This is a genomic window from Microbacterium testaceum StLB037, assembly GCF_000202635.1.
Taxonomy (GTDB): Bacteria; Actinomycetota; Actinomycetes; order Actinomycetales; family Microbacteriaceae; genus Microbacterium; species Microbacterium testaceum_F.
The window spans coordinates 1,181,294-1,202,235 of sequence record NC_015125.1; the positions used below are offsets into that span (position 1 = coordinate 1,181,294).

At 71.1% G+C, this 20,942-nt stretch carries 18 protein-coding genes; 13 read left to right on the top strand and 5 right to left on the bottom strand.

What is annotated here, in order from left to right:
- Window positions 1-146 precede the first annotated feature (146 nt).
- Window positions 147-1,412 carry an ABC transporter substrate-binding protein gene (locus tag MTES_RS05440; RefSeq protein WP_013584205.1) on the bottom strand — a complete coding sequence of 422 codons (1,266 nt, stop codon included), beginning with the start codon at window positions 1,410-1,412 and terminating at the stop codon, window positions 147-149.
- A 66-nt stretch (window positions 1,413-1,478) separates the two neighbouring features.
- On the bottom strand, window positions 1,479-2,741 hold the full coding sequence (locus MTES_RS05445) for an ABC transporter substrate-binding protein (RefSeq protein WP_043361076.1): 1,263 nt from the start codon (window positions 2,739-2,741) through the stop codon (window positions 1,479-1,481).
- 178 nt (window positions 2,742-2,919) lie between these two features.
- Here MTES_RS05445 and MTES_RS05450 point away from each other — a divergent pair, with 178 nt between their 5' ends.
- Window positions 2,920-4,227: a DUF3863 domain-containing protein gene (locus MTES_RS05450; RefSeq protein WP_013584207.1), complete on the top strand. Its 1,308-nt coding sequence runs from the start codon at window positions 2,920-2,922 to the stop codon at window positions 4,225-4,227.
- Window positions 4,224-6,731 (top strand): family 78 glycoside hydrolase catalytic domain, encoded by a 2,508-nt coding sequence (locus tag MTES_RS05455; protein WP_013584208.1) that lies wholly within the window; start codon window positions 4,224-4,226, stop codon window positions 6,729-6,731. Before MTES_RS05450 ends, MTES_RS05455 begins: the two co-directional genes overlap by 4 nt.
- A gap of 25 nt (window positions 6,732-6,756) precedes the next feature.
- Here the strand turns inward: MTES_RS05455 and MTES_RS05460 are convergent, their stop codons facing one another.
- Together MTES_RS05460 and MTES_RS05465 are read right to left on the bottom strand one after the other, a co-directional pair.
- A complete protein-coding gene (locus MTES_RS05460) occupies window positions 6,757-7,101 on the bottom strand; it encodes a type II toxin-antitoxin system death-on-curing family toxin (RefSeq protein WP_197535503.1) in 345 nt (114 codons plus the stop codon).
- A gap of 23 nt (window positions 7,102-7,124) precedes the next feature.
- On the bottom strand, window positions 7,125-7,328 hold the full coding sequence (locus MTES_RS05465) for a DNA-binding protein with an HTH domain (protein WP_013584210.1): 204 nt from the start codon (window positions 7,326-7,328) through the stop codon (window positions 7,125-7,127).
- A gap of 112 nt (window positions 7,329-7,440) precedes the next feature.
- On the opposite strand from MTES_RS05465, the gene MTES_RS05470 reads away from it, so the two are divergent.
- Entirely contained in the window at window positions 7,441-8,280 is an 840-nt protein-coding gene (locus tag MTES_RS05470; RefSeq protein ID WP_013584211.1) for a hypothetical protein, read from the top strand.
- A gap of 220 nt (window positions 8,281-8,500) precedes the next feature.
- Here MTES_RS05470 and MTES_RS05475 read toward each other — a convergent pair whose 3' ends face one another.
- On the bottom strand, window positions 8,501-9,259 hold the full coding sequence (locus MTES_RS05475) for an SDR family NAD(P)-dependent oxidoreductase (RefSeq protein WP_013584212.1): 759 nt from the start codon (window positions 9,257-9,259) through the stop codon (window positions 8,501-8,503).
- A gap of 82 nt (window positions 9,260-9,341) precedes the next feature.
- Here MTES_RS05475 and MTES_RS19060 point away from each other — a divergent pair, with 82 nt between their 5' ends.
- The 10 genes from MTES_RS19060 (at window position 9,342) to MTES_RS05525 (ending at window position 20,928) form a co-directional block, all read left to right on the top strand.
- Entirely contained in the window at window positions 9,342-10,247 is a 906-nt protein-coding gene (locus MTES_RS19060) for an SIS domain-containing protein (RefSeq protein WP_013584213.1), read from the top strand.
- Window positions 10,244-11,200, top strand: coding sequence for an NAD(P)-dependent oxidoreductase (locus MTES_RS19065; RefSeq protein ID WP_013584214.1), 957 nt, complete (start codon window positions 10,244-10,246; stop codon window positions 11,198-11,200). The genes MTES_RS19060 and MTES_RS19065 overlap by 4 nt, the downstream gene beginning before the upstream one ends.
- Window positions 11,197-12,126 (top strand): phosphotriesterase family protein, encoded by a 930-nt coding sequence (locus tag MTES_RS05490; protein ID WP_013584215.1) that lies wholly within the window; start codon window positions 11,197-11,199, stop codon window positions 12,124-12,126. The genes MTES_RS19065 and MTES_RS05490 overlap by 4 nt, the downstream gene beginning before the upstream one ends.
- A 449-nt stretch (window positions 12,127-12,575) precedes the next feature.
- A complete protein-coding gene (locus MTES_RS19505) occupies window positions 12,576-13,142 on the top strand; it encodes a glucose-6-phosphate isomerase family protein (protein ID WP_043361078.1) in 567 nt (188 codons plus the stop codon).
- Window positions 13,135-13,824, top strand: coding sequence for a deoxyribose-phosphate aldolase (gene deoC / locus MTES_RS05500; RefSeq protein ID WP_013584217.1), 690 nt, complete (start codon window positions 13,135-13,137; stop codon window positions 13,822-13,824). Before MTES_RS19505 ends, deoC begins: the two co-directional genes overlap by 8 nt.
- The gene (locus MTES_RS05505; RefSeq protein ID WP_013584218.1) at window positions 13,821-14,789 is read left to right on the top strand and encodes a shikimate dehydrogenase family protein; all 969 of its coding nucleotides are present in this window, start codon (window positions 13,821-13,823) and stop codon (window positions 14,787-14,789) included. Before deoC ends, MTES_RS05505 begins: the two co-directional genes overlap by 4 nt.
- A gap of 3 nt (window positions 14,790-14,792) precedes the next feature.
- Window positions 14,793-16,304, top strand: a complete 1,512-nt coding sequence (locus tag MTES_RS05510; RefSeq protein WP_013584219.1) for a xylulokinase — start codon at window positions 14,793-14,795, stop codon at window positions 16,302-16,304.
- A complete protein-coding gene (locus tag MTES_RS05515; protein WP_013584220.1) occupies window positions 16,301-17,026 on the top strand; it encodes an SDR family oxidoreductase in 726 nt (241 codons plus the stop codon). The genes MTES_RS05510 and MTES_RS05515 overlap by 4 nt, the downstream gene beginning before the upstream one ends.
- Window positions 17,023-17,652 (top strand): bifunctional 4-hydroxy-2-oxoglutarate aldolase/2-dehydro-3-deoxy-phosphogluconate aldolase, encoded by a 630-nt coding sequence (gene eda, locus MTES_RS05520; RefSeq protein ID WP_013584221.1) that lies wholly within the window; start codon window positions 17,023-17,025, stop codon window positions 17,650-17,652. The genes MTES_RS05515 and eda overlap by 4 nt, the downstream gene beginning before the upstream one ends.
- A gap of 378 nt (window positions 17,653-18,030) precedes the next feature.
- Entirely contained in the window at window positions 18,031-20,928 is a 2,898-nt protein-coding gene (locus MTES_RS05525; RefSeq protein ID WP_013584222.1) for a chitobiase/beta-hexosaminidase C-terminal domain-containing protein, read from the top strand.
- Window positions 20,929-20,942 lie beyond the last annotated feature (14 nt).

A 20,942-nucleotide genomic window follows, 5' to 3' on the forward strand; every position in this document is an offset into this window, starting at 1 on the left:
AGCAGCGCTACCGTCTGCGCGGCGGCATCCATCGTCCAGTGAGGGGTTCGGGTGCGTTGCGCCGGGCGGGGCCGAAAACACTCGCCCCGACCGGAGGAACGCGCCCCGAACCCGAGAAGACGGGGGCGGATGCCACGGGCACCGGCTCAGTCGGCGTTGGCGCGGACCTCGACGAGGGTGGCGTCGAGCTCCGCGATCACCGTCTCGACGTCGCTGCGCCCCGCGATGAGGTTCTGCATGCCCACGAGCAGCGTCTCCTGCAGCTGGGGGTGCGCGGGGATCACCACGGGGCGGAAGGTCTTCCCCTCCCACGCCGCCGTCATGGCGGGGAACAGCGGGTCGTTCGCCGAGACGTCGATGCCCCCGGTCGTGGGGAACGCCTTCACCGAGGTGAGGAAGCCGGTGTACACCTCGTCCTGGAAGAAGAAGTCGATGAAGCTCTCGGCGGCTTCGACCCGATCGTTGCCGGGGTTGATCCCCCACGCGACGAGGTAGCTGCCCCACATGTCGGCGACGTCGGCGTCGAGCGTGGGGAAGTTCATGTAGCCGGGCTCCACCCCCGCCGCGCGCGCATCGGAGAGGATCCAGGTCGCGGGGAACATCGCCGCCTGCCCGCTGAGGAAGGCGGACTTCGCGGCCGACTGGTTCGTCCCGAGGGGGTCGGGCATGTAGGCCGGGACGAGGTCCTTCACGACCTCGAGCGACTCGGCGTAGCCGGGGATGTCCGCGAAGGTCTTCTCCCCGGCGAGCAGTTCCTCGATCGCACCCGGGTCGTCGGGGAACACGTGCTGGGCCATCGCGTAGTAGGCGATGAACTGGGGCCACCAACTGTCCTGGGCGCTCATCGCGATCGGCGTGATGCCCGCGGCCGACAGCTTCTCGGTCGCGGCCTTCAGCTCCGTGTAGGTCTGCGGCACCTCGGTGATGCCCGCCCTCTCGAACAGCGCGGTGTTGTAGATGATGCCGTTCCCCGACTGCGAGATGGGCACCGAGTACGCGGCATCCCCCTCCGCTCCCCGGCGGGCTTCCTGCGCGGCGGCCGCGTCGAGGCGCGAGAAGAAGTCGGCCCCCGACAGATCGGCGGCGAACCCGTCGCGGACGAAATCGGTCAGGTTCTTCGGGTCGAACCCGTAGACGTCGGGGCCGGCGCCGCCGGAGAGGCGCGTCTTGAGGACGTTGTCGTAGTCGTTCGTGTTGACGAACTCGGCGTTCACGGTGATGCCGGGGTTCTCGGCCTCGAACGCGTCGATGACCTTCTCGTACGCCTTCTGCGTGTCCCCACCGTCACCCCACATCAGGAAGCTGAGGGTGGTCGTGTCGCTCGAGGAGGCTTGGCATCCGGTGAGGGATGCCAGAGCCAGGGCGCTCAGCGCCGTCGCGGTCGTGACGGTCAGGGCGAGGGAACGGGGCATGGGGGATCGTCTTTCCAAAAAGGAACCGCCTCGCCCGGGATCTCCCGGGCGAGGCGGTTCGGTCGTTCAGCGGTTGTTGGCGCGGTACTGCTCGAGGGCCACGTCGAGGTCGCCCAGCACCTGCTCGGTGGTCTTCTGACCACTGATGATGTTCTGCAGTCCGACGAGCAGCGCATCCTGGATGCTCGGGTCGGTCGGCGAGAACGCCGCCACGAAGGTCTTGCCCTCCCAGGCCGCCTGCATCTCGGGGAAGAGCGGGTCGACATCGGCGCCGATCTCGACGTCCTTCGTGGTGGGGAACAGCTTCACCTTGTCGAGGAACGCCTTGTAGGTGTCGTCCTGGAGGAAGAAGTCGAGGAACTTCTGCGAGGCGGCGAGCTTGGCATCCCCGTTGTTCGGGTTCACCCCGAACCGCACCTGGTAGGTGCCCCACAGGTCGTTCGACGGCTTGTCGACGGTCGGGAAGTTCATGTACCCGAGGTCGAGGCCGGCCTCACGGGCGTCGGAGAGGATCCACGTCGCCGGGAACATCGCCGCCTGGCCCCCGAGGAACGCCGACTGCGCGGCGGTCTGGCTCGTGCCCACCGGGTTGGGCATGTAGTACGGCGTCAGGTCGCGGACGACGTCGAGCGATTCGGCCCAGGCCTGACTCTGGGAGAAGGTGGTCTCGCCCGCGGCCATCTGCGCGCCGAGCTCTTCGTTCGCCCCGTGCTCGGCGAGCGCGTAGTAGACGATGAACTGCGGCCACCAGTTGTCCTGCGCGCTCATCGCGAAGGGGATGATCCCGGCATCCGACAGCTTCTTGGAGTCCGCCAGCAGCTCGCTGTAGGTCGTGGGCGGGGCGTCGATGCCCGCCTTCTCGAACAGCGCCTTGTTGTAGATGATGCCGTTGCCCGACAGGGAGATGGGCAGGTTGTAGGTTCCGCCGGCGCGCTGGCTGTCCTTCGCCGCCTCGGGGGTCAGCTTCGACAGGTAGCTCTCGCCCCCGTCGGAGAGGTCGGCGGCGAAGCCGTCGGCGACGAAGGTGTCGATGTTGCCGAGGTCGAATCCGTAGACATCCGGGCCGGCGCCGCCGGAGAGGCGGGTCTTGAGGATGTTGTCGTAGTCGTTGGTGTTGAAGAACTCCGCGTTGACCGTGATGTCGGGGTTGGCCGCTTCGAACTTCGTGATGACGTCTTCGTACGCCGTCTGCGTGTCGCCGCCGTCGCCCCACATCAAGAAGCTGAGCTCGGTGGGACCGCCGCCGGCACCTCCCGCGCAGCCGCTCAGCGCGCCTACGGTGGTCAATGCGACCGCCGCTACCGCCGTGTGCCTCAGCCACTTCGTCATGGCCACTCCCTATCTCCGTCGATCGTCGCGCGGTCCGTTCCGCGGGACGTGGTGTCGGTAGCAAGACTACACAAAATCGGTTCATTCGCCCATATCGAATACATAACGGGCGCTGTTGGCCCGATAATTGCTAGTGCGACTACGTGAATCGCGACCTCGACGGCTAGGGTGAGGCCCCATGCAGACACGCCCGCCCCTCGGCCGACGACTGACCATCAACACCATCGTCCGCCGCCACCAGATCGAGGCGACGAGGAACACCTCCCTCTGGGAAGACGAGACCGCGCTGCACTCCGCCGCCCTCGTCGAGCGGTTCTCCGACGCCGTGCGTTCCGCGGTCCCGGATGCCTCCCTCACGTGGGCCCTCTCGTGGGGTGCGCTCACCGACGGTTCCCCGCGCTACCGCGACATCCGCCGCACGCTCGCCCGCCTCGCCGCCGAGCACGGCGACGACATCACGTTCGTCCCCGGCGGATTCTTCGCCAACCTCTACGGCACGCGCGACGAAGTCGCCCGCGACATCTCCGACGCGGTCGACCTGCTGCACACGCATTTCGACCGCCCGACCACCGCACTGGTCGCCGGGTTCCTCTCGGCGGCGAACATCGCGGGAGCGCGCGATCTCGGCATCCGTACCGTCCAGGGCAACATCTGGAGCCAGTTCGACATCGACCTGCAGGACGGCGACGGCTCGCTCGCGTACCCCTACTACCCCTCACGGAACCACTTCCTCGTGCCCGGCCGCGGCGACGACCGCATCGACGCGGTTCAGCTCGACGGCTGGACGGTCGATCTCGTGGCCGCCCGCACCGCGGGCATGTCGTCCGAGTACAACTCACGGCTCGGACTCGGCCCCATCGAGACGCTCCACCGCCTGCCGCGCCAGGACGCGCTGAGAGAACTGGATGCCACGAGCGAGGCGCACCTGAACGACCGCAACGTCGCGCGCAACGGCCTCGGCTGGCTGACCGTCAACTACGAGATCAGCGAGGTCGCGCGCGGGCTCGAGCACGACCCCACCACGCTCGATGCCTGGGCGGGCTGGCTCGGGGGCCTGCGCGAGCGGTGGAGCGATCTCGAGCTGACGACGATCGGCCGCTTCGGCGACGAGTGGCGCGCCCGGCACGCCGACAACGAGGACCTCGCCTACCTCCTGCAGCAGAGCGGCAGCGGCGTCCAGGCCTCGCGCGCGGGAGAGACGGTGACGTGGTTCATGTGCGCCGACTTCCGCCTCGGTGTCGTTCAGGTCGGCGACACGGTCGAGGTCTTCGACTACACGTCCTATGCGGGTGCGTTCGTCGAGCCCGCGGAGCGGGGGGATCGCCGATGGAGCCTGCTCGGCGAGATCAACCAGAAGCAGACGCGCCCGCAGGACCGTCCGGTCGCCCTGGCCGCCTTCCTCGCCCGGCACCCGGACGTTGATGCCGCCCTGGACCAGCGCTGGGGCGGCGCTCCCGAACTCCGCGCGCTGCGGGACGCCGCATGATCGCGGTCACCGACCTCACCGTCGAGCACGCCACGGATCCGGTGGGCATCCCGGCATCCCCCCGCTTCGGGTGGACCCTACGCTCCGACATCGACGGCGTCCGGCAGCTCTCCTACCGCCTGAGCGTGCGCCGCGGCGCCGAGACGCTGTGGTGGAGCGGCCCCGTCACCTCCGACCGCAGTGTCGACATCGCCTACGACGGCCCGCCGCTGGCCCCGCTCCGCCGCTACGAGTGGACGGTCGTGGTCACCACGACCGCCGGAGACGCCGCCGCTACGGGAACCTTCGTCACCGCGGTCCTCGACGACGACTGGCGGGGCGCGACCTTCATCGGCGCCGCCGACGACGGCGCGGCCGCTCCCCTGCTCCGCACGGAGTTCGACGTGGATGCCACCCCCGACGAGGCGTACCTCGTGGTCGGGGCCGGGGGTCTCGCCCACGTCGAGATCGACGGCGCTGTTGTGGACGACAGCGTCCTCGGTCCCGGCTTCACCGATTACGAGGTGAGCGCGCAGTACACCGTGGTCGACGTGACCGCTCGGCTCACGCCCGGCCGCCACGCGATCGGCGTCGAGCTCGGCCGCGGGTTCTACGGCATGCGCGGGCGCAACACGTGGAACTGGGAGACCGCGCCCTGGCACGCCGACCCCTCCGCGCGCGTGCTGCTGCTCCTGCGCGATGCCCGCGGCGAGCGCGTCATCGCGAGCGACTCCGCGTGGAGGACCGCGGCGGGCCCGACGCGTCTCGACGACCTCTACGCCGGCGAGGACTACGACGCGCGCCTCGAGCAGCCCGGGTGGAGCACCGCCGGGTTCGACGACCGCGCGTGGCCGAGCGCCCGTGAGGTCGAGGGCCCGCGCGGGGTTCCCGTCCCCGAGCGTCAGCCCCCGATCGTCGAGGGCGAGCTGCTCGAACCGACGCGGGTCACACAGCTCGGCGAGGGCCGCTGGGTCGTCTCTTTCCCCCGCGTGATCGCCGGATGGGTCGAAGTCGACGCCGAAGCGGATCCCGACGGGGAGATCGAGCTGCGATTCGGTGAGAGCCTCCGCGCGGACGGGACCCCGAACTCCGACGACGAGAAGGGGTACTTCGACGGTCGCTTCCAGACCGATCGCCTGACGCTCGCGGACCGGCCGCTGCGGTGGCATCCGCGATTCACGTGGCACGGGTTCCAGCACGTCGACGTGCGCGCGCGCCGGCTGCCGACCCTGCGCGCGCGCGTCGTGCACACGCGCGCCGCGCGCACCGGCCGCGTCGAAACCTCGTCGCCGATGCTCAACACCCTGCACGAGCTCACGGTGCGGACAATCCTCAACAACCTGCACGGCATCCCGACCGATACGCCGAAGTACGAGAAGAACGGGTGGACGGGCGACGGCATGGTCGGCGCCCGGATGATGCTGCTCAACCTCGACACGCACGAGCTGCTCGCCAAGTGGGTCGCCGACATCGCGGCATCCCGTCATGGCGAGGGAGCACCCGAGGTGATCGCCCCGCACGGGGGGTGGAGCATGGACTGGACGCCCGCTCCGACGTGGCACTCCGCGCTGCTCCTCGTGCCGTGGGACATCTACGCGCTCCGCGGCGACGCCCGCGTGCTCGAGGACGTGTGGCCCGACGCCCGTGACTACCTGCGTTTCGAGCTCGCGCGGGGCGTCGAGGGTCTCTTCGACACGACTCTCGGCGACTGGGTGAGTCCCGAGACCGACCCGGGCGGCGGCAACGCCCCCGAGGACACCCGGGTCGCGGCGACGGCGTTCGTCATCGCGATGTGCGACACGGCAGCCGCGATCGCGCGCGTGCTCGGCGACGACCCCGCCGAGTGGCAAGCCGCCGCCGCGCGCTCCCGCTCCGCGTTCGTCGCGGAGTTCTGGGATTCCGAGACCGCCGAGGTCCGCGGCCGGGGCGACGCCGGGTACCGCCAGGCGCACACCGCGCTGGCCCTGGCCTTCGACATCCTCCCCGAGGCCGACCGTCAGCGCGCGGCCGACCGGCTCGCGGCCGACGTCGTCGAGCGCGGGCACCACCTGTCGACCGGTGCTCTCGCGACCAAGCACCTCCTGCCCCAGCTGACGCGCTTCGGCCACGCCGACGCGGCTGTGGGGGTCGCGCTGCAGACGACGTTCCCGAGCTGGGGCTTCTGGGTCGAGCGCGGCGCGACCTCGCTCTGGGAGCACTGGAGGGAGGAGTCGCGCTCGCGCGGGCACTACTTCCTCGGCACGATCGAGGACTGGCTCTACGCCGACGTGGCAGGTCTCCAGCCCGTCTCCCCGGGGTGGCGCGAGGCGCGGATCGCCCCGCGGGTGCTCGGGACGGCGCTGTCATCGGCGAGCGCGGCCGTCCGCACGCCGTACGGCGAGCTAGCGGTGCAGTGGCGCGTCGAGGACGGCGAGGTGACGCTGTCGTGCGAGGTGCCGATCGGCGTGCGCGCCGAGATCGAGCTGCCGGGCTTCCGCCGCCGCGTGGACGCCGGGAGCTACGAGGTGCGCGTGGCCCTCTATTGAGGGTCGGGCCGGGCCGCCGTGGTGTTCACGACGATGGTCGCGCGTGGCCCCGGAGCCACGCGGCGATGTCTTCCACCGAGGGCGGGCTCGCTCCCGCCACGCGGCGGATGAAGAGATCACCCTCGTCCGCCGCCACCATCAGGTCATAGCCGTTGAAGTCGTAGAAGACCGCGGTGACATACCAGCTCAGCCGCTTGTTGCCGTCGAGCAGCGGATGGTTGCTGTTGATGGCCGCGAGGAGGACGGCTGCCTTGCGGTGGATCCCCACATGCACTTCCTCGCCGAACACCGGGAGCGGCGCGGCGAGAGCCGACAGGAGACCGTTGCGATCCCGGTAGTGAAATCCCTTCGCGCGGACGAGACCGTCCACGTCATCAGGATCGAGGTACTCCGTCACCGCGACAGGCGGTCGAGCAGATCGGCGTCGCGCTCGTCGACGCGAGCGATGGCTTCCGCGAACCGTCGACGTCGTTCCGCCCGCTCGTCCATGTTGAGGACCGCCTGCTCGAGCACGCTGTTCTTGCTCATCTTGAGCACGGACGCGAGATGTTCGAGCCGCTCTTCCGCCTCGGGAGAAAGTCGAACCGTCATAGCCATGGGGGTTCCTCCCTCGATGTGGTTGCACCATGATACCGCCGCGACGTTCCCCGCACGTTCACCCGCCCGCGCTATCGTCGGCCGTCCGACGACGGGAGGCCGACGGATGCCGATGACCACACGCGCCCGCATCGGGATCGCCGCCGCCGTCCTGGGGACGGTCGCCGTCGGCGGCGCCGCCGTGGTGATGTTCGGCTGGATGATCGACGAGACGCGCTTCGACCGCCCGGACCCCGCGTTCGACGCGCTCGCCTCCGAGATCGCCGCGGTTCCCGGGGTGACCGACGTCCAGAAGCAGCGCTGGGTCGAAGCCCCCGCGTTCCTCGCCACCTCGTCCTGGGTGCAGGTCACCGCCGAGGCATCCGCGTTCCCCGAGGTCCGCGAGATCGCGTGCGAGACCACGTATCCGGATGCCGTGGAGTGGGGCTTCGACCTCGAGAGCGCCGGAGGCACCCGGGTCTCGGCCTTCGCGGACGCCGCGCGCGGCTGCCCCGCGTTCGGCTTCGACCTCGAGCCCGTGGCATCCGAGATCTTCCGGGTCGCACCCGGGAGCGTGATCCAGGCGGCGATCTGGGATGCCGAGCGCTTCGCGCTGTCCTCACTCGACGGCGGGGCGTCGGAGGTCGTGGCGCACCTCCTGCCCCTCGTCGCGCACGCCGACACGCTGCGCGAGGCCGCGGGGGTCGATCCGGCGATGCCGGTCGAGGTCTCGGGACCGCGGCTCGGCGTCGAGATCGGCCCCGGCGAGGCGGCGGGCTACCACGCCCTCCTCACGACGTTGATCGGCGACCACGACGTGAGCTTCTTCTCATTCGGCGGCGGCGGAACGCCGATCGACGGCGTCGAGAAGGTGCAGGTGACCGCCCCCGACGCGCAGCACGCCGCGATCGAGCGGCTGATCGCCGACTCGGGTCTGCCGGTCGCCGACCTGCCGGTGGCGTTTCTGGAGTGAGGCGGCGCCGTCACCCCCACCGATAAACGCTTCCCGTGCTCAGAAACGGTCTCTCACCGCGTTTCTCAGCACAGAGAGCGTTTATCGGCGGCGGGGCGCGGGGCGGGGGCTGGCGCGGCGCGGGAGCGGGGCCGGCGCGGGGCGGGGCGGGCGCGGGCGCGGGGCCGGCGCGGGGCCGGCGCGGGGCCGGCGCGCGCGGGGACGGGGCGGAGCCCGCGCGTCACCAGGCCGAGTAGCCGCCGTCGATCAGCACCACCGAGCCGGTCATGTACGACGCCGCGTCCGACGCGAGGAACGCCACGAGAGAACCGATCTCTTCGGGGGCGCCGAGGCGCCCCATCGGGGTGCGGCGCACCCAGTCGTCCCACCAGTCGGTGGGGACGCCCTCTTTGGTCAGCTCCGTGCCGACGTAGCCGGGGGCGACCGCGTTGACGCGGATGCCCTGCTCGGCGAACTCGATCGCGAGCGACTTCACGGCGAGGTGCACCGCCCCCTTCGAGGCGTTGTACGCGGCCTGACGCTGGGGCGCGTTCGCGAGTTCGCCCGACATCGAACCGATGGCGACGATCGAGCCGCCGCTCTCCTGCATGTGACGCGCGGCCTCGCGCGCGCACCAGAACGTTCCGGTCGCGTTGACGGCGAGCACGCGGTCCCAGGTCTCGCGCTCGAGGTCGAGCGACGGCTGGTGGTTGGCGATGCCGGCCGAGGTGACGAGGATGTCGACCGATCCGAGACGCGTGGCCACGTCGGCGAAGACGCGCTCCACCTCGGCGGCATCCGTGACGTCGAGATGCACGTACGACACGCGCCCGCTCGCGAACGACGCTGCGGCCGCGGTACCCGCCTCGTCGAGCACGTCGGCGATGACGACGATCGCCCCGAACTCCTCGAGAGCGGTCACCACCGCGAGTCCGATGCCGCGGGATCCTCCCGTCACGACCGCCACCCGGTCGGTGAGTTCCAGCCTTTGTCGGTACATCTTCGTCCTCCTGTGCTGTCGCGCTGTGCGGGAGAGCCCGCATCGGCTAAGATGTAGCCATACTACATGGAAGGAGCTCGCGATGACCCTCGACGTCGAGCAGGCCAGCGAAGAGTCCACCGACACGCTTCTCGAGCGCATCACCCGTCAGCTGCCGCACCTGCGCCGCTCCGAGCAGCGCGTCGCGGCGATCGTCCTCGACAACCCCGTGGGCGCCGCGCAGTACACGATGGCGGGCCTCGCCGAAGCCGCCGAGGTCAGCGAACCCACCGTCATGCGCTTCTGCAGCTCGGTCGGGTGCGAGGGCTTCCAGGACTTCAAGATCCAGCTCGCCCAGACGCTCGCGCTCGGACTGCCGGTCACGCACTCGACCATCACCGCGTCCGACTCCTCCGGCGATGTCGCCGAGAAGATCTTCGACCACACGATCTCGAGCCTCGACCGCGCACGCCGCACTCTCGCGCCCGCCGCCGTCGAGCGCGCGATCGAGGCGATCCTGGATGCCAGCGACATCCTCTTCATCGGCTTCGGCGCCAGCGGCATCATCGCGCAGGACGCCCAGCAGAAGTTCCCCCTCTTCGGAGTCCCCTGCCAGGCGCCCGAGGACTTCCACCAGCAGTTCATCGCCGCGACGATGTCGGGGCCCCGCAGCGTGACCGTCGCGATCTCCAACACCGGGCACACCGAGCAGACGCTCACGGTCGCGCGCGCCGCGCACAAGGCCGGCGGCACGGTCATCTCGCTCACCGGTCGCGTGAGCCCGCTGTCGGAACTCGCCGATATTCCCCTGGTCGTGCGTACTTTCGAAGACACCGACGTGTACACGCCGTCGACGAGCCGCCTCGCGGGCCTCGTCGTCATCGACATCCTCGCCACCGGTGTCGCCCTGCGCCGCTCCCCCGCGCACACCGAGGCCATCCGCCGAATGAAGAGCGAACTCGCCGCCATGCGCCACGCCGAGGGCGACGCCGCCGAGGCCCAGTCGTGACCGGGGTCGTGCTGGTCACCTCCCGCTCGTTCGGGTCGGGCGAGTACGACCCCGAGGCGGTGCTCGCGGAGGCGGGATACCGCGTCGTGCGCGCCGGATCGTCGCACGAGCTCGATGAGCTCGCGCCGCTCTTGGCGGACGCGGACGGGTGGATCGCGGGCACGGGTCCCGTGACCGCCGCGCACCTCGATCTCGCACCGAGGCTCCGGGGGATCGCCCGTTACGGCGTCGGCGTCGACAACGTGGATCTGGCCGCGGCGGCGGCGCGCGGCATCCCGGTCACGAACACCCCCGGCGCGAACTCGGCCGCCGTGGCCGAGCACACCCTCGCGCTCCTGCTGACGGCGCTGCGGGGAATCCCCGCGGCCGACCGTCGCGTGCGAGCCGGAGACTGGTCGGGACAGCCCGCCCGCGAGCTGTCCGCGCTGACGGTCGGGGTGGTGGGGCTGGGCCGGATCGGACGCCTCGTGACCGAGCGCCTGCGCGCCTTCGGCGCCACCGTCCTCGGAGCCGATCCGTGGGTCGACGCCCGCGATCCGCTGTTCGAGACGGTGGAGCGCGCCGACACCGAGACTCTTTCGACGCGCTGCGATGTTGTGACACTACATGCGCCGGGGGGTCAGAAGGTCATCGACGAGCGGTGGCTCTCCGCCGCCGACCGCCCGGTCCTGCTCGTGAACACGGCCCGTGCCGACCTGGTCGACGAGGAAGCGGTCGCCCGCGCCGCCCGTCGCGGGCGCGTGGCCGCGTACGCCGCCGACACCCTCGCCATCGAGACGACCGGCGACGCCGCGTCGCCGCTTCTCGCCGACGACCTGGCCGACCGCGTGGTCGTCACCGCGCACCTCGGCGCGCAGACCCGCGAGGGTGTCGACGGCATGGGGCGCATGGCCACCACCGACATGGTGGCGTTGCTGCGCGGGCACGCTCCCGCGCACCCCGTGCCCGCATGAGCGGGTTCGTCCGGTCCGCCACGGGCGACCTCGCCCCCGAGGCGCTCGGGACCGTCGATTATCACGAGCACCTCTTCCAGGTCTCGCCGCTCCTGCCGGACGACGACCTCGACGACGAGGAAGCCAGCACCGAAGAGACCCGCCAGTTCGCGGCATCCGGATTCCGTACCCTCGTGGATGCCACTCCCCTGGGCCTCGGTCGGCGCCCCGCGGCGGCACGGCGCATCGCCGAAGCCACGGGAGTCACGGTCGTGCTGACGACCGGGCTGCACCGGCGCGAGCACTACGCCGAGGGCCATCCCCTCCTGTCCGCCGACGTCGACACGCTCACCGCGGCCTTCATGGACGACCTCGTGCGCGGCGCCGCGGAACCCGGCGAGGCCCGCGACCCGTCGGTCCGGGCGGGGGTGCTCAAGGCGGGCATGGGGTACTGGCGAATGGATGCCGTCGCCCGACGCTCCCTCGAGGCGATCGGCCGCGCGCACGCGGCGACCGGCGCGCCCGTCATGGTGCACCTCGAGCACGGGACGGCGGCGTTCGAGACGCTCGAGGCGCTGGCATCCGTCGGCGTGCCCGCGCACCGCGTGGCCCTGGCGCACATCGACCGCAATCCCGACCCGGGGCTGCACGCCGAGCTCGCGGCGACGGGCGCATTCCTCGGCTACGACGGCCCCGCTCGCGCGCGCGAGCATCCGGATTCCGTCGTCCTGTCGTGCCTGATCGCCACGGCCGCGGCCGGCGGCGCGGATCGCATCCTGCTCGGCGGCGACGTCGCTCGCCGGACGCGGTACATCGCGTACGGCGGCATGCCCGGGCTGCGCTACCTCGGCGACCGGTTCGTTCCGCGCCTGCGCGCCGAGGGCGGCGACGATCTCGCGGACGCCGTCCTGCGCCGCAACCCCGCCGCCTGGCTGACCTGGGGCTGAACAGGGGCGCCGGCGTCGCGAGCCGACGCGCGGCGAGGCGCCGGGGCGTCGCGCACCCCGGGGCGTCGCGCGCACCGGGGATGGCGTCACCCCCGGTGCGGCGCGCGTCGGCGCCCCGGGGCTGTGTGCGCCCCGGTGCCGCGAGTCCATGCGGCCCTGTCCGCGCTCAACACGTGGCGAACGGAGGAGATCTGGCGAGCGGAGGACGCGGGAGCGCTCACACATCCTCCGCTCGCTACATGTCCTCCGCTCACCCCAGATTCGCGCGGCACCCCGCGGGCGAAGTAGCCGAACTACGCGCAAAGCCCCGCCATCGACACCGTAGCCCCCGAGATTGCCCAAACTCGCCCACTTCTTGTAGTGTTACTACGCACGACGACGCACCCCGGTCGTCGGCGAAGGGAAACGACTGTATGTGCGCCGCTGCACGACTGGCCGAACCGGCCCGGATGACCGTCGACATCGCCCGCGGCCTCCTCGCCGGAGGATCCGAGCGTTACGAGAAGCACCTGCCCGACCTCGTCGGCGTCTACCGCGACGACGCGGCCTACGCCGAAGCGGTCGCTCGCGATGACGGCGAGCCGGTCTACTGGGTCGAGAGCAGCACGCCCGAGACCGGGCGCGGAGCGCTCACGATCGGCCTCAGCGTCCTCCGGCCCGGACGCGTCGGCGACGAGTTCGCGATGACCCGCGGGCACCTGCACGCCCAGTCCGAGTTCGCCGAGCTGTACTACGGCGTCGCGGGCTCCGGAGTGATGCTGCTCGAGTCCGTCGAGGGCGAGTCCCGCGCCCTGCCGATCACCCCGGGCGTGGTCGTCCACGTCCCCGGTGGCTGGATCCACCGCAGCGTCAACGTCGGCGACGACACCCTCGTCACCCTCTTCACCTACGCGACCGAAGCCGGTCAGGACTACGGCATCATCGCCGACGCCGGCGGGATGCGGCAGCTCGTCGTGGCCGACGGCGACGACTGGACGACCCGCCCGAACCCCGACCACGGAGGCTACCGTGCCTGACCCCGGTCCCGTCCTGGCCGACCTCGCTCGGCACATCGACATCAGCTGCGTCCAGGCGCAGCACGCGCGCGCCGATATCGACGAGCTCGTCCGGCAGGCGGTGGCGGGCGGTTTTGTCAGCGCCCACGTCCTGCCCGAGTGGCTCGGCTACCTGCGCGAGCGGTTGGACGGCACGAGCGTCCTCGCCGGGTCGCCGGTGTCGTTCCCGAGCGGCGGCGCCACGACCGCGACGAAGGTGGCCGAGGCATCCGAACTCCTCTCCCTCGGCGCTCAAGAACTCGACGTGGTCGTCGCGATCGGGCGCCTGCGCTCGGGCGACGACGCCTACGTGACGAACGAGCTCGCCGCGATCGTCGAGGTCGTCGACGGCCGCGTGCCGCTGCGCGCGATCCTCGAGGTGGGCCGTCTCGACGACGACGACATCCGACGGGGAGTGGATGCCGCCATCGAGGCCGGAGTGCCCTGGATCAAGACCGGCACCGGCTGGTCGGGCGTGGCCACCTCGATCGCACACATCCGCCTGATCGCCGACCGGGCCGACGGCCGCGCCGCCCTGAAGGCCGCCGGCGGCATCCGCGACCTCGAGACCGTCCGCGCGATGGCCGAGCTCGGCGTGACCCGATTCGGCATGAACGCCACCGCCGCGCTGGCCGCGGTCGACGCCTCGAAGGACCACCGATGACTTTTCCCACCCTGACCGCCGCGACCCTGCGTCCGGCAACGGCTCCCACCCTCTATTTCATCGGCGTCACGACGGGGAGCTCCTCGATCCAGCACGTCTTCCCCCGGTGGGCCGCGCATCTCGGACTTCAGGATGCCGTGCTGCAGGGCATCGACCTGCCCCTGCACGCACCGGCCGAGGACTACCGCGCCGTCGTGCGCTTCATCGCGGAGGACCCGCTGAGCCTGGGCGCCCTCGTCACCACGCACAAGATCGACCTCTTCGCCGCGTGCCGCGACATGTTCGACGAGATCGACGCCTTCGCCGCGCTCATGGGCGAGACGAGCTGCATCTCCAAGCGCGACGGCCGGCTCGTCTGCCACGCCAAGGACCCGATCTCGAGCGGCCTCGCCCTCGACGCGTTCCTCCCCGCCGGCTTCTGGTCGCGAGGCCCCGCCGACGCCCTCTGCCTCGGCGCGGGCGGATCGTCGATCGCGATCAGCTGGTACCTCTCCCAGCAGGAGCGGGGGCTCGACCGCCCCGCGCGCATCATCGTCACCAACCGCTCGGCCGCGCGCCTCGACCACCTGCGCGAGATCCACGCGGCGCTGCCGACCGACACGCTCTTCGAGTACCGCCTGACCCCGACCCCGGCCGACAACGCGCGCGTGCTGGCCGACCTCGCGCCGCGCTCGCTCGTGGTCAACGCCACCGGCCTCGGCAAGGACGCCCCCGGCTCCCCCCTCCCCGATGACGCCGTGTTCCCCCTCGACGGCGTCGCATGGGACCTCAACTACCGCGGCGACCTCGTCTTCCTCGACCAGGCGCGGGCGCAGAGCGCCGAGCGCCGCCTGCAGGTCGAGGACGGGTGGATCTACTTCGTGCACGGGTGGACGCAGGTCATCGCCGAGGTGTTCGACATCGAGATCCCCACCTCGGGTCCCGCGTTCGAGCGGTTGAGCGAGCTCGCCCTGGCCACCCGCTGACCCATGGGACCCCTCGCTCTCGCCCTCGACCTCGGCACCGGTGGCTGCAAAGCCTCGCTCTGGTCGGCCGACGGTCGCGCGGTCGCCGAGACGGTCGTGGCGTATCCGACGCGGCATCCCGGTCCCGGCCGTGCCGAACAGCGTCCGCAGGAGTGGTGGGATGCCGTCGTCTCGGCGACCCGCGAGGTCGTCGCCCAGACTCCCGGCGCGCGCGAAGCCGTCGTCGGGATCGCCCTGTCGGGGCAGAGTCTCGGCGTCGTGCAGGTCGACGCCGCCGGAGAACTCGTCGCCCGCGACACCCCGATCTGGTCGGACACCCGCGGGCGCACGGGCGAGATCCTCGACCGCATCGACGAGGACGCCTGGTACCTGCGCACGGGCAACGGCTTCGGCGCGCAGCTGTATCCGGTCTTCAAGGCCCAGACGATGCGCGCCGAAGACCCCGAGGGGTGGGCGCGCACCCGGTCGCTTCTCGGGTCGAAGGACTGGATCACCCTGCGGCTCACCGGCGAGATCGCCACCGACCACTCGATGGCATCCGGATCCGGTGCCTACGACCTCACCCGCGGCGACTACGACGACACGATCCTCGACGCGGCCGAGCTCGACCGCTCTCTCCTGCCGACCCCGCGCGAGTCCGCCGACGTCGTCGGGACCCTGCGGCCCGCGGCCGCCGACGCGCTCGGCCTTCCCGCGGGCGTCCCCGTGCACGCGGGCGCCGTGGACAACGCGGCCATGGCCCTCGGCTCGCGCGGCACCACCGACGGCCGGATCTACGCCGCGCTCGGCTCGTCGAGCTGGATGACGGTGACCTCGAGCGTCCCCGTGCTCGACGTCGAGACGCGCCCCTACGTCTTCCGTCACGCCGTGCCCGGTCTGTACGTCAGCGCCCTCTCGACCTTCAGCAGCGGCACGACCGTGACGTGGCTCCGCGACGTGCTGCGTCCGGGCGCCGACATCGGCGCGTTCATCGACGGCGCCGCGGCGAGCCCGCGCGGCGCTCGCGGCGCGGTGTTCGTCCCGACGCTCGCCGGCGGCACTCCGCTCGAGGGGGGAAGCGGCATCCGCGGCACGCTCGCCGGCATCGAGCTCGGCACTGCGGCGGAGGATCTCGTGCGCGCGTGCCTCGAGGGCATCGCCTTCGCCCTGGATCGGAGCCTGCGCCACATCCGCTCGCTCAGCGGGCTTCCCGCCGACACCGACCTGCTCATCTCCGGCGGGGGCAGCCGCTCCGACGTGTGGAACCGCATCTACGCCGACGTCCTCGACACGGCACTCCTGCGCACCACCGTCGATCAGCAGGCGGCGACCCTCGGCGCCGCGGCCCTCGTGTTCGCCGGGTCGGGGGTGTGGTCCTCGCTCGGCGTCGCCGACGACGCCCACCGGCTGATCGAACGCCTCGAGCCCGACCCCGACGGGGTGCGCGCCTACGCCGCCTCCCGCGACCGCTACTCCGCCGCGGCCGATGCCGCGGTGCTCTTCGCCCGATCCACCCCCTCCCAGGAGACCGCATGACCGCCCTGCCCCTCGTCGTCATCACCGGAGCCAGCTCCGGGATCGGCGCCGCGACCGCCCGCGCCTTCTCGGCCGCCGGCCACCCCCTGCTGCTCATCGCCCGACGCCTCGCGCCCATGGAAGAACTCGGTCTTCCGGATGCCGAACTCGCGGAGGCCGACGTCACCGACACGGCCGCGGTGGCCGCGGCCATCGCGCGCGCCGAGGAACGGTTCGGCCCCGTCGACCTGCTCGTCAACAACGCCGGCCTGATGGCGCTCTCGGCGGTCGCCGAGCAGGATCCCGCGCTCGTGCAGGAGCAGTTCGACGTCAACTGCGTCGCGCTGGTGAAGAACAGCCAGCTCGTCCTCCCGGGCATGCAGGAACGCCGTCACGGAACGATCGTCAACATCGGCTCGATCGCCGGGAAGCAGCTCTACGAGAACCACGTCGTCTACAACGGGACGAAGTACGCCGTGCACGCGATGACCGAGGGACTGCGTCGAGAGAACGCGGCGCACGGCGTCCGCGTGCTCCTCGTCGCCCCCGGAATGGTCGACACCGCCCTGCTGAGCAACACCGGCGAGGGCGACGTCCTCGACGGCTACCGCGAGTACAAGCAGAGCATCGGCGGCGGACTCGTCCCCGACGACATCGCCCGTGCGATCCTCGCGGCGTACCAGCTCCCGCAGCACGTGAGCTTCCGCGAGATCGTGGTCGCCCCGACCTCGCAAGACGCATGAGCGCGCCCCTCGACGTGCTGCACGGCAGCCGCATCGTGCCCGTGGTGGTCCTCGACGACGCGTCCTTCGCGCCCGACCTCGCCGACGCGCTCCTGGCCGGTGGCATCCCCACCGCCGAGATCACCCTCCGCACGCCCGCCGCCCTCGACGCGATCCGCGCGGTCTCCGGCCGCCCCGGCTTCGCCGTCGGCGCCGGTACGGTGACGACCGTCGCCCAGGTCGAGGCGGCCGTCGACGCCGGAGCGACGTACCTCGTCTCGCCGGGGTTCGACGACGCCGTGGTCGAGCGGGCGGCGGCCCTCGGCATCCCCTTCATCCCCGGGGTCGCGACCGCCACCGAGATCCAGCGGGCCGTCGCCGCGGGCCTGGACCGCCTCAAGCTGTTCCCCGCCGCAGCCGTGGGCGGGCCCACCGCGCTGAAGGCGTTCGCGGGGCCGTTCCCCGACGTGCGCTTCCTGCCGTCCGGGGGCGTGTCGGCGTCGAACGCCGCCGAGTACCTCGCCCTGGGCAACGTCTTCGCGGTGAGCGGGTCGTGGATGGTCCCGTCCGCCGCGCTCACGGCACGGGATGCCGAGACCGTCCGCGCCCTGTCGGCCGAGGCGTCCGCGGCGGTCGCCGTCCTCTGACCGGCCGCCCCGAGAGGGTCTCGGCCGCCGCGTCGGGCCCGCGGCGCGGCGTGCCGTCGCGCGGAGTCCGGCCACCGCCGCCGGGCGACGCGCCGTCCCGCGGGGTCCGTGCCCGACACGCCGAGTTCCGGCATCCTGAACCGGCATGTCGACCCTCGACTCCGCGAGATGGCGCCGAGCACAGCTCGCAGAACCCCGGATTGAGTAGCTGCACTACACAAATGTAGCGCCACCCGAGCGGCGGACGGCCGTAAATCCGCGCTTGCGCATCCAAAGCAACCGCCATAGCCTCGCTGATACATCCCCTCGGCGTAGCATTACTACAGATTCAGCGATGAGTCACCGCGACGCCTCCCATCACCGGCGATAGGAGAACTCATGAGACGACGGCGCACCGCCCTCGCCTTGACCGCGACGACCAGCGTCGTCGCCGCCGCCCTGCTCGTCCCCGCGACCGCGGCATCCGCCGCCGACGAGCAGCGCACCGTCACCGTCCACCTCGATCAGACCGTGCAGGAGGACTACCTCGGGGTCGGCGTCAACGTCATCCCGTGGAGCCTGCTCGAGGGCACGACGAAGTACGGGTACGACGACGCCGACTGGGAGGTCGACGTCGAGCGCATCCACACCCTGCAGCCGAAGGTCGCCCGCATCTGGTTCCAGATCGATTGGATGGAGCTCGAGAAGGGCCGGTACGACTTCGAGAGCCCCGAGATGAAGGCGTTCTACCGGTACCTGGATGCCTTCAAGGCCGCCGGCACCGAGATCGAACTGAACTTCGGGTGGAAGGTCGGCGCCCGCGTCCACGACTGGTTCACGATCCCCGGCGCTCCTGACCCCTACATCTCGGCGCCCGCCGACCTGCCCGCGTACGGCGCCTCCGCCTCCGCCCTGCTGCAGAACCTCTTCGATCGCGGGTACGACGACGTCGACCACCTCACCTTCTACAACGAGCCCAACGGCAGTTGGGACTTCTGGGCACCCGGCGACGAGAAGGCGTACTACGCCGACATGGCGCGCGCGGTGAGCGACCGCCTGACCGCGGACGGCCTGCGCGACGAGGTCGACATCTGGGGCCCCGAAGAGGTCAACGCCGTCGCCTGGACGCAGTACATGGCCGAGAACGCCGGCGACGTCTTCGACCAGTACTCGTTCCACCTGTACGGCGAGTCGTACGACGCGATGGGGGATGCCATTGCCCAGCGCCGCGCGGTGATCGGCGACGCTCCCCTCAACCTCTCCGAGATGGGCTGGACCAACCCGGGTACGAGCGTCTGGGAGACCGGCTACGCGAACTACATCATCCGCAGCGCCAACGACGGGGTGCACTCCAACCTCATCTGGCAGCTCAACGGCGTCATGACGGGCGACCCGGCGGGTGACACGAACGGCTCCTACAACCTGTGGGACTCGCTCATCCTGGGACTCGAGCCCACGGCCGCGTTCTCCGAGGCCGGCCCGCTCATGCGGTACGTGCCCACGCGCAGCACGGTGCTCGGCACGGAGATCTCCGATGCCGATGTCCGCGCGACCGCGTTCCGGGCACCGGACGGCGAGCTGACGGTGCTCGTCGAGACCCAGTCGGGCTCGTCGAAGGACGTGCGCGTGCAGTTCGAGGGCGGCGACGCCGCCGGCGACTTCACCCGCATCGCGTACACGGATGCGATCGCGCAGCCCGGCGAGAACGCGCTCCTGCCGGCCTCCAGCGGAACCCTGACCCCGGATGCCAACGCCTTCACCGACACCGAGATCGGCGACGAGCACACCTACGCGATCTACACCACGGCCCCCGCAGCCACGCAGGTCGAGATGACGCCCGTGCGCACCTCGGTCGCCGGCGGTTCGCGGGTGCAGCTCGGCGCGAACGTCATCGACGGCACCGGCACGCCGACGTGGTCGGTCGTCGGATCCGACAACGGCACCATCGATGCGAACGGTGTCTTCACCGCCCCCTCGGTGACCACCGAACGCACCGTCGCGGTGCGGGCGACCCTCGCCGACGGCGAGTACGGGGTCGCACAGGTCGAGGTCACCCCGGCCAGCACGGCCGGTGTCACCGATGCTCCCGTGTTCAGCCTCGAACGCGGCGTCTACGACTCGATCGAGGCCGTGACGATCACGAGCGCCACCCCCGACGCGCAGATCTTCTACACGACGGACGGCAGTGAGCCCACGGCATCCTCCACCCCCTACACCGGGCAGATCTTCCTCGAGCCGCTCAAGACGACCTACCTGCGGGCCGTCGCGGTGGCGCCCGGGGCGGACGCGTCGGGCGTGACCTCACGGCTCTACAAGGTGAGAGACGTGCAGAACGCGCCCGACGGGTACTCGTTCTGCCAGTACGCCGGCGGCGGCGAGTGCGCCTTCGAGGGCGAGGCCAACGTCGCCTTCGGCTCGGACGGGCTGTTCGTCTTCGGGACCTTCACCGATGGCGTGGACTGCGCGGTCGCCTCGTTCGGCTCCGACCCGAACCCGGGCGGCGACAACCGCTGCTTCGTCAACCCGGACGTGTCGGAGGAGCCGCCGCTGGTGAGCATCCTCAACGCCGGCTTCGAGCGCCCCGCGACCGGCGGGACGGCGAACGGACCGATGGTGAACGGATGGACGTTCAGCGCCCGCGCCGGAATCCAGCACGACAACAGCGTCTTCGTCCCCGCCTCGCCCGCCCCGCAGGGTGAGCGCACGGCGTACCTGAAGAGCGACTCGGGGCTGGCCAGCCGCATCGACCAGACCGTGGTGTTCCCTGCTGGTACGTTCGCGATCACGTTCGCCGCGGCGAACCGCGTCGGCTTCGGCGGTCAGCAGGAGTTCGACGTCGAGGTCGACGGGCAGAAGCTCGGTCACTACGTTCCGGTGGGCGGCGACTACCGGTACTACGAGACCGCACCGTTCACGGTGACGCAGGGCGAGCACACGATCTCGTTCGTGGCGACGACCACCGAGGGCGACAACACCGGGTTCGTCGACGACGTCCGCGTGGTCGCCGCGGAGGAAGAGCCGGGCGACACGACGGCTCCGACGGTCACGGTCAAGGAGGGCGCTGCGTTCACGCAGGGCACCGCCGAGGCCTACGACAAGGTGAGCTTCAAGCTCTACGACGAGGGCAAGATCGACCGCGCCGTGCTCAACGGCGTCGTGAAGGACCTCGCCGACAACACCTGGTCGGATGTGAACTTCGTCGCCCCGGGAGTGTTCGGGGCCGTGTCGGGCGAGAACACGCTCGTCGTCTCCGACGTCGCGGGCAACAGCACGACCGTCACGTTCACGCTGCGCTGACGCGTACCGCGGGC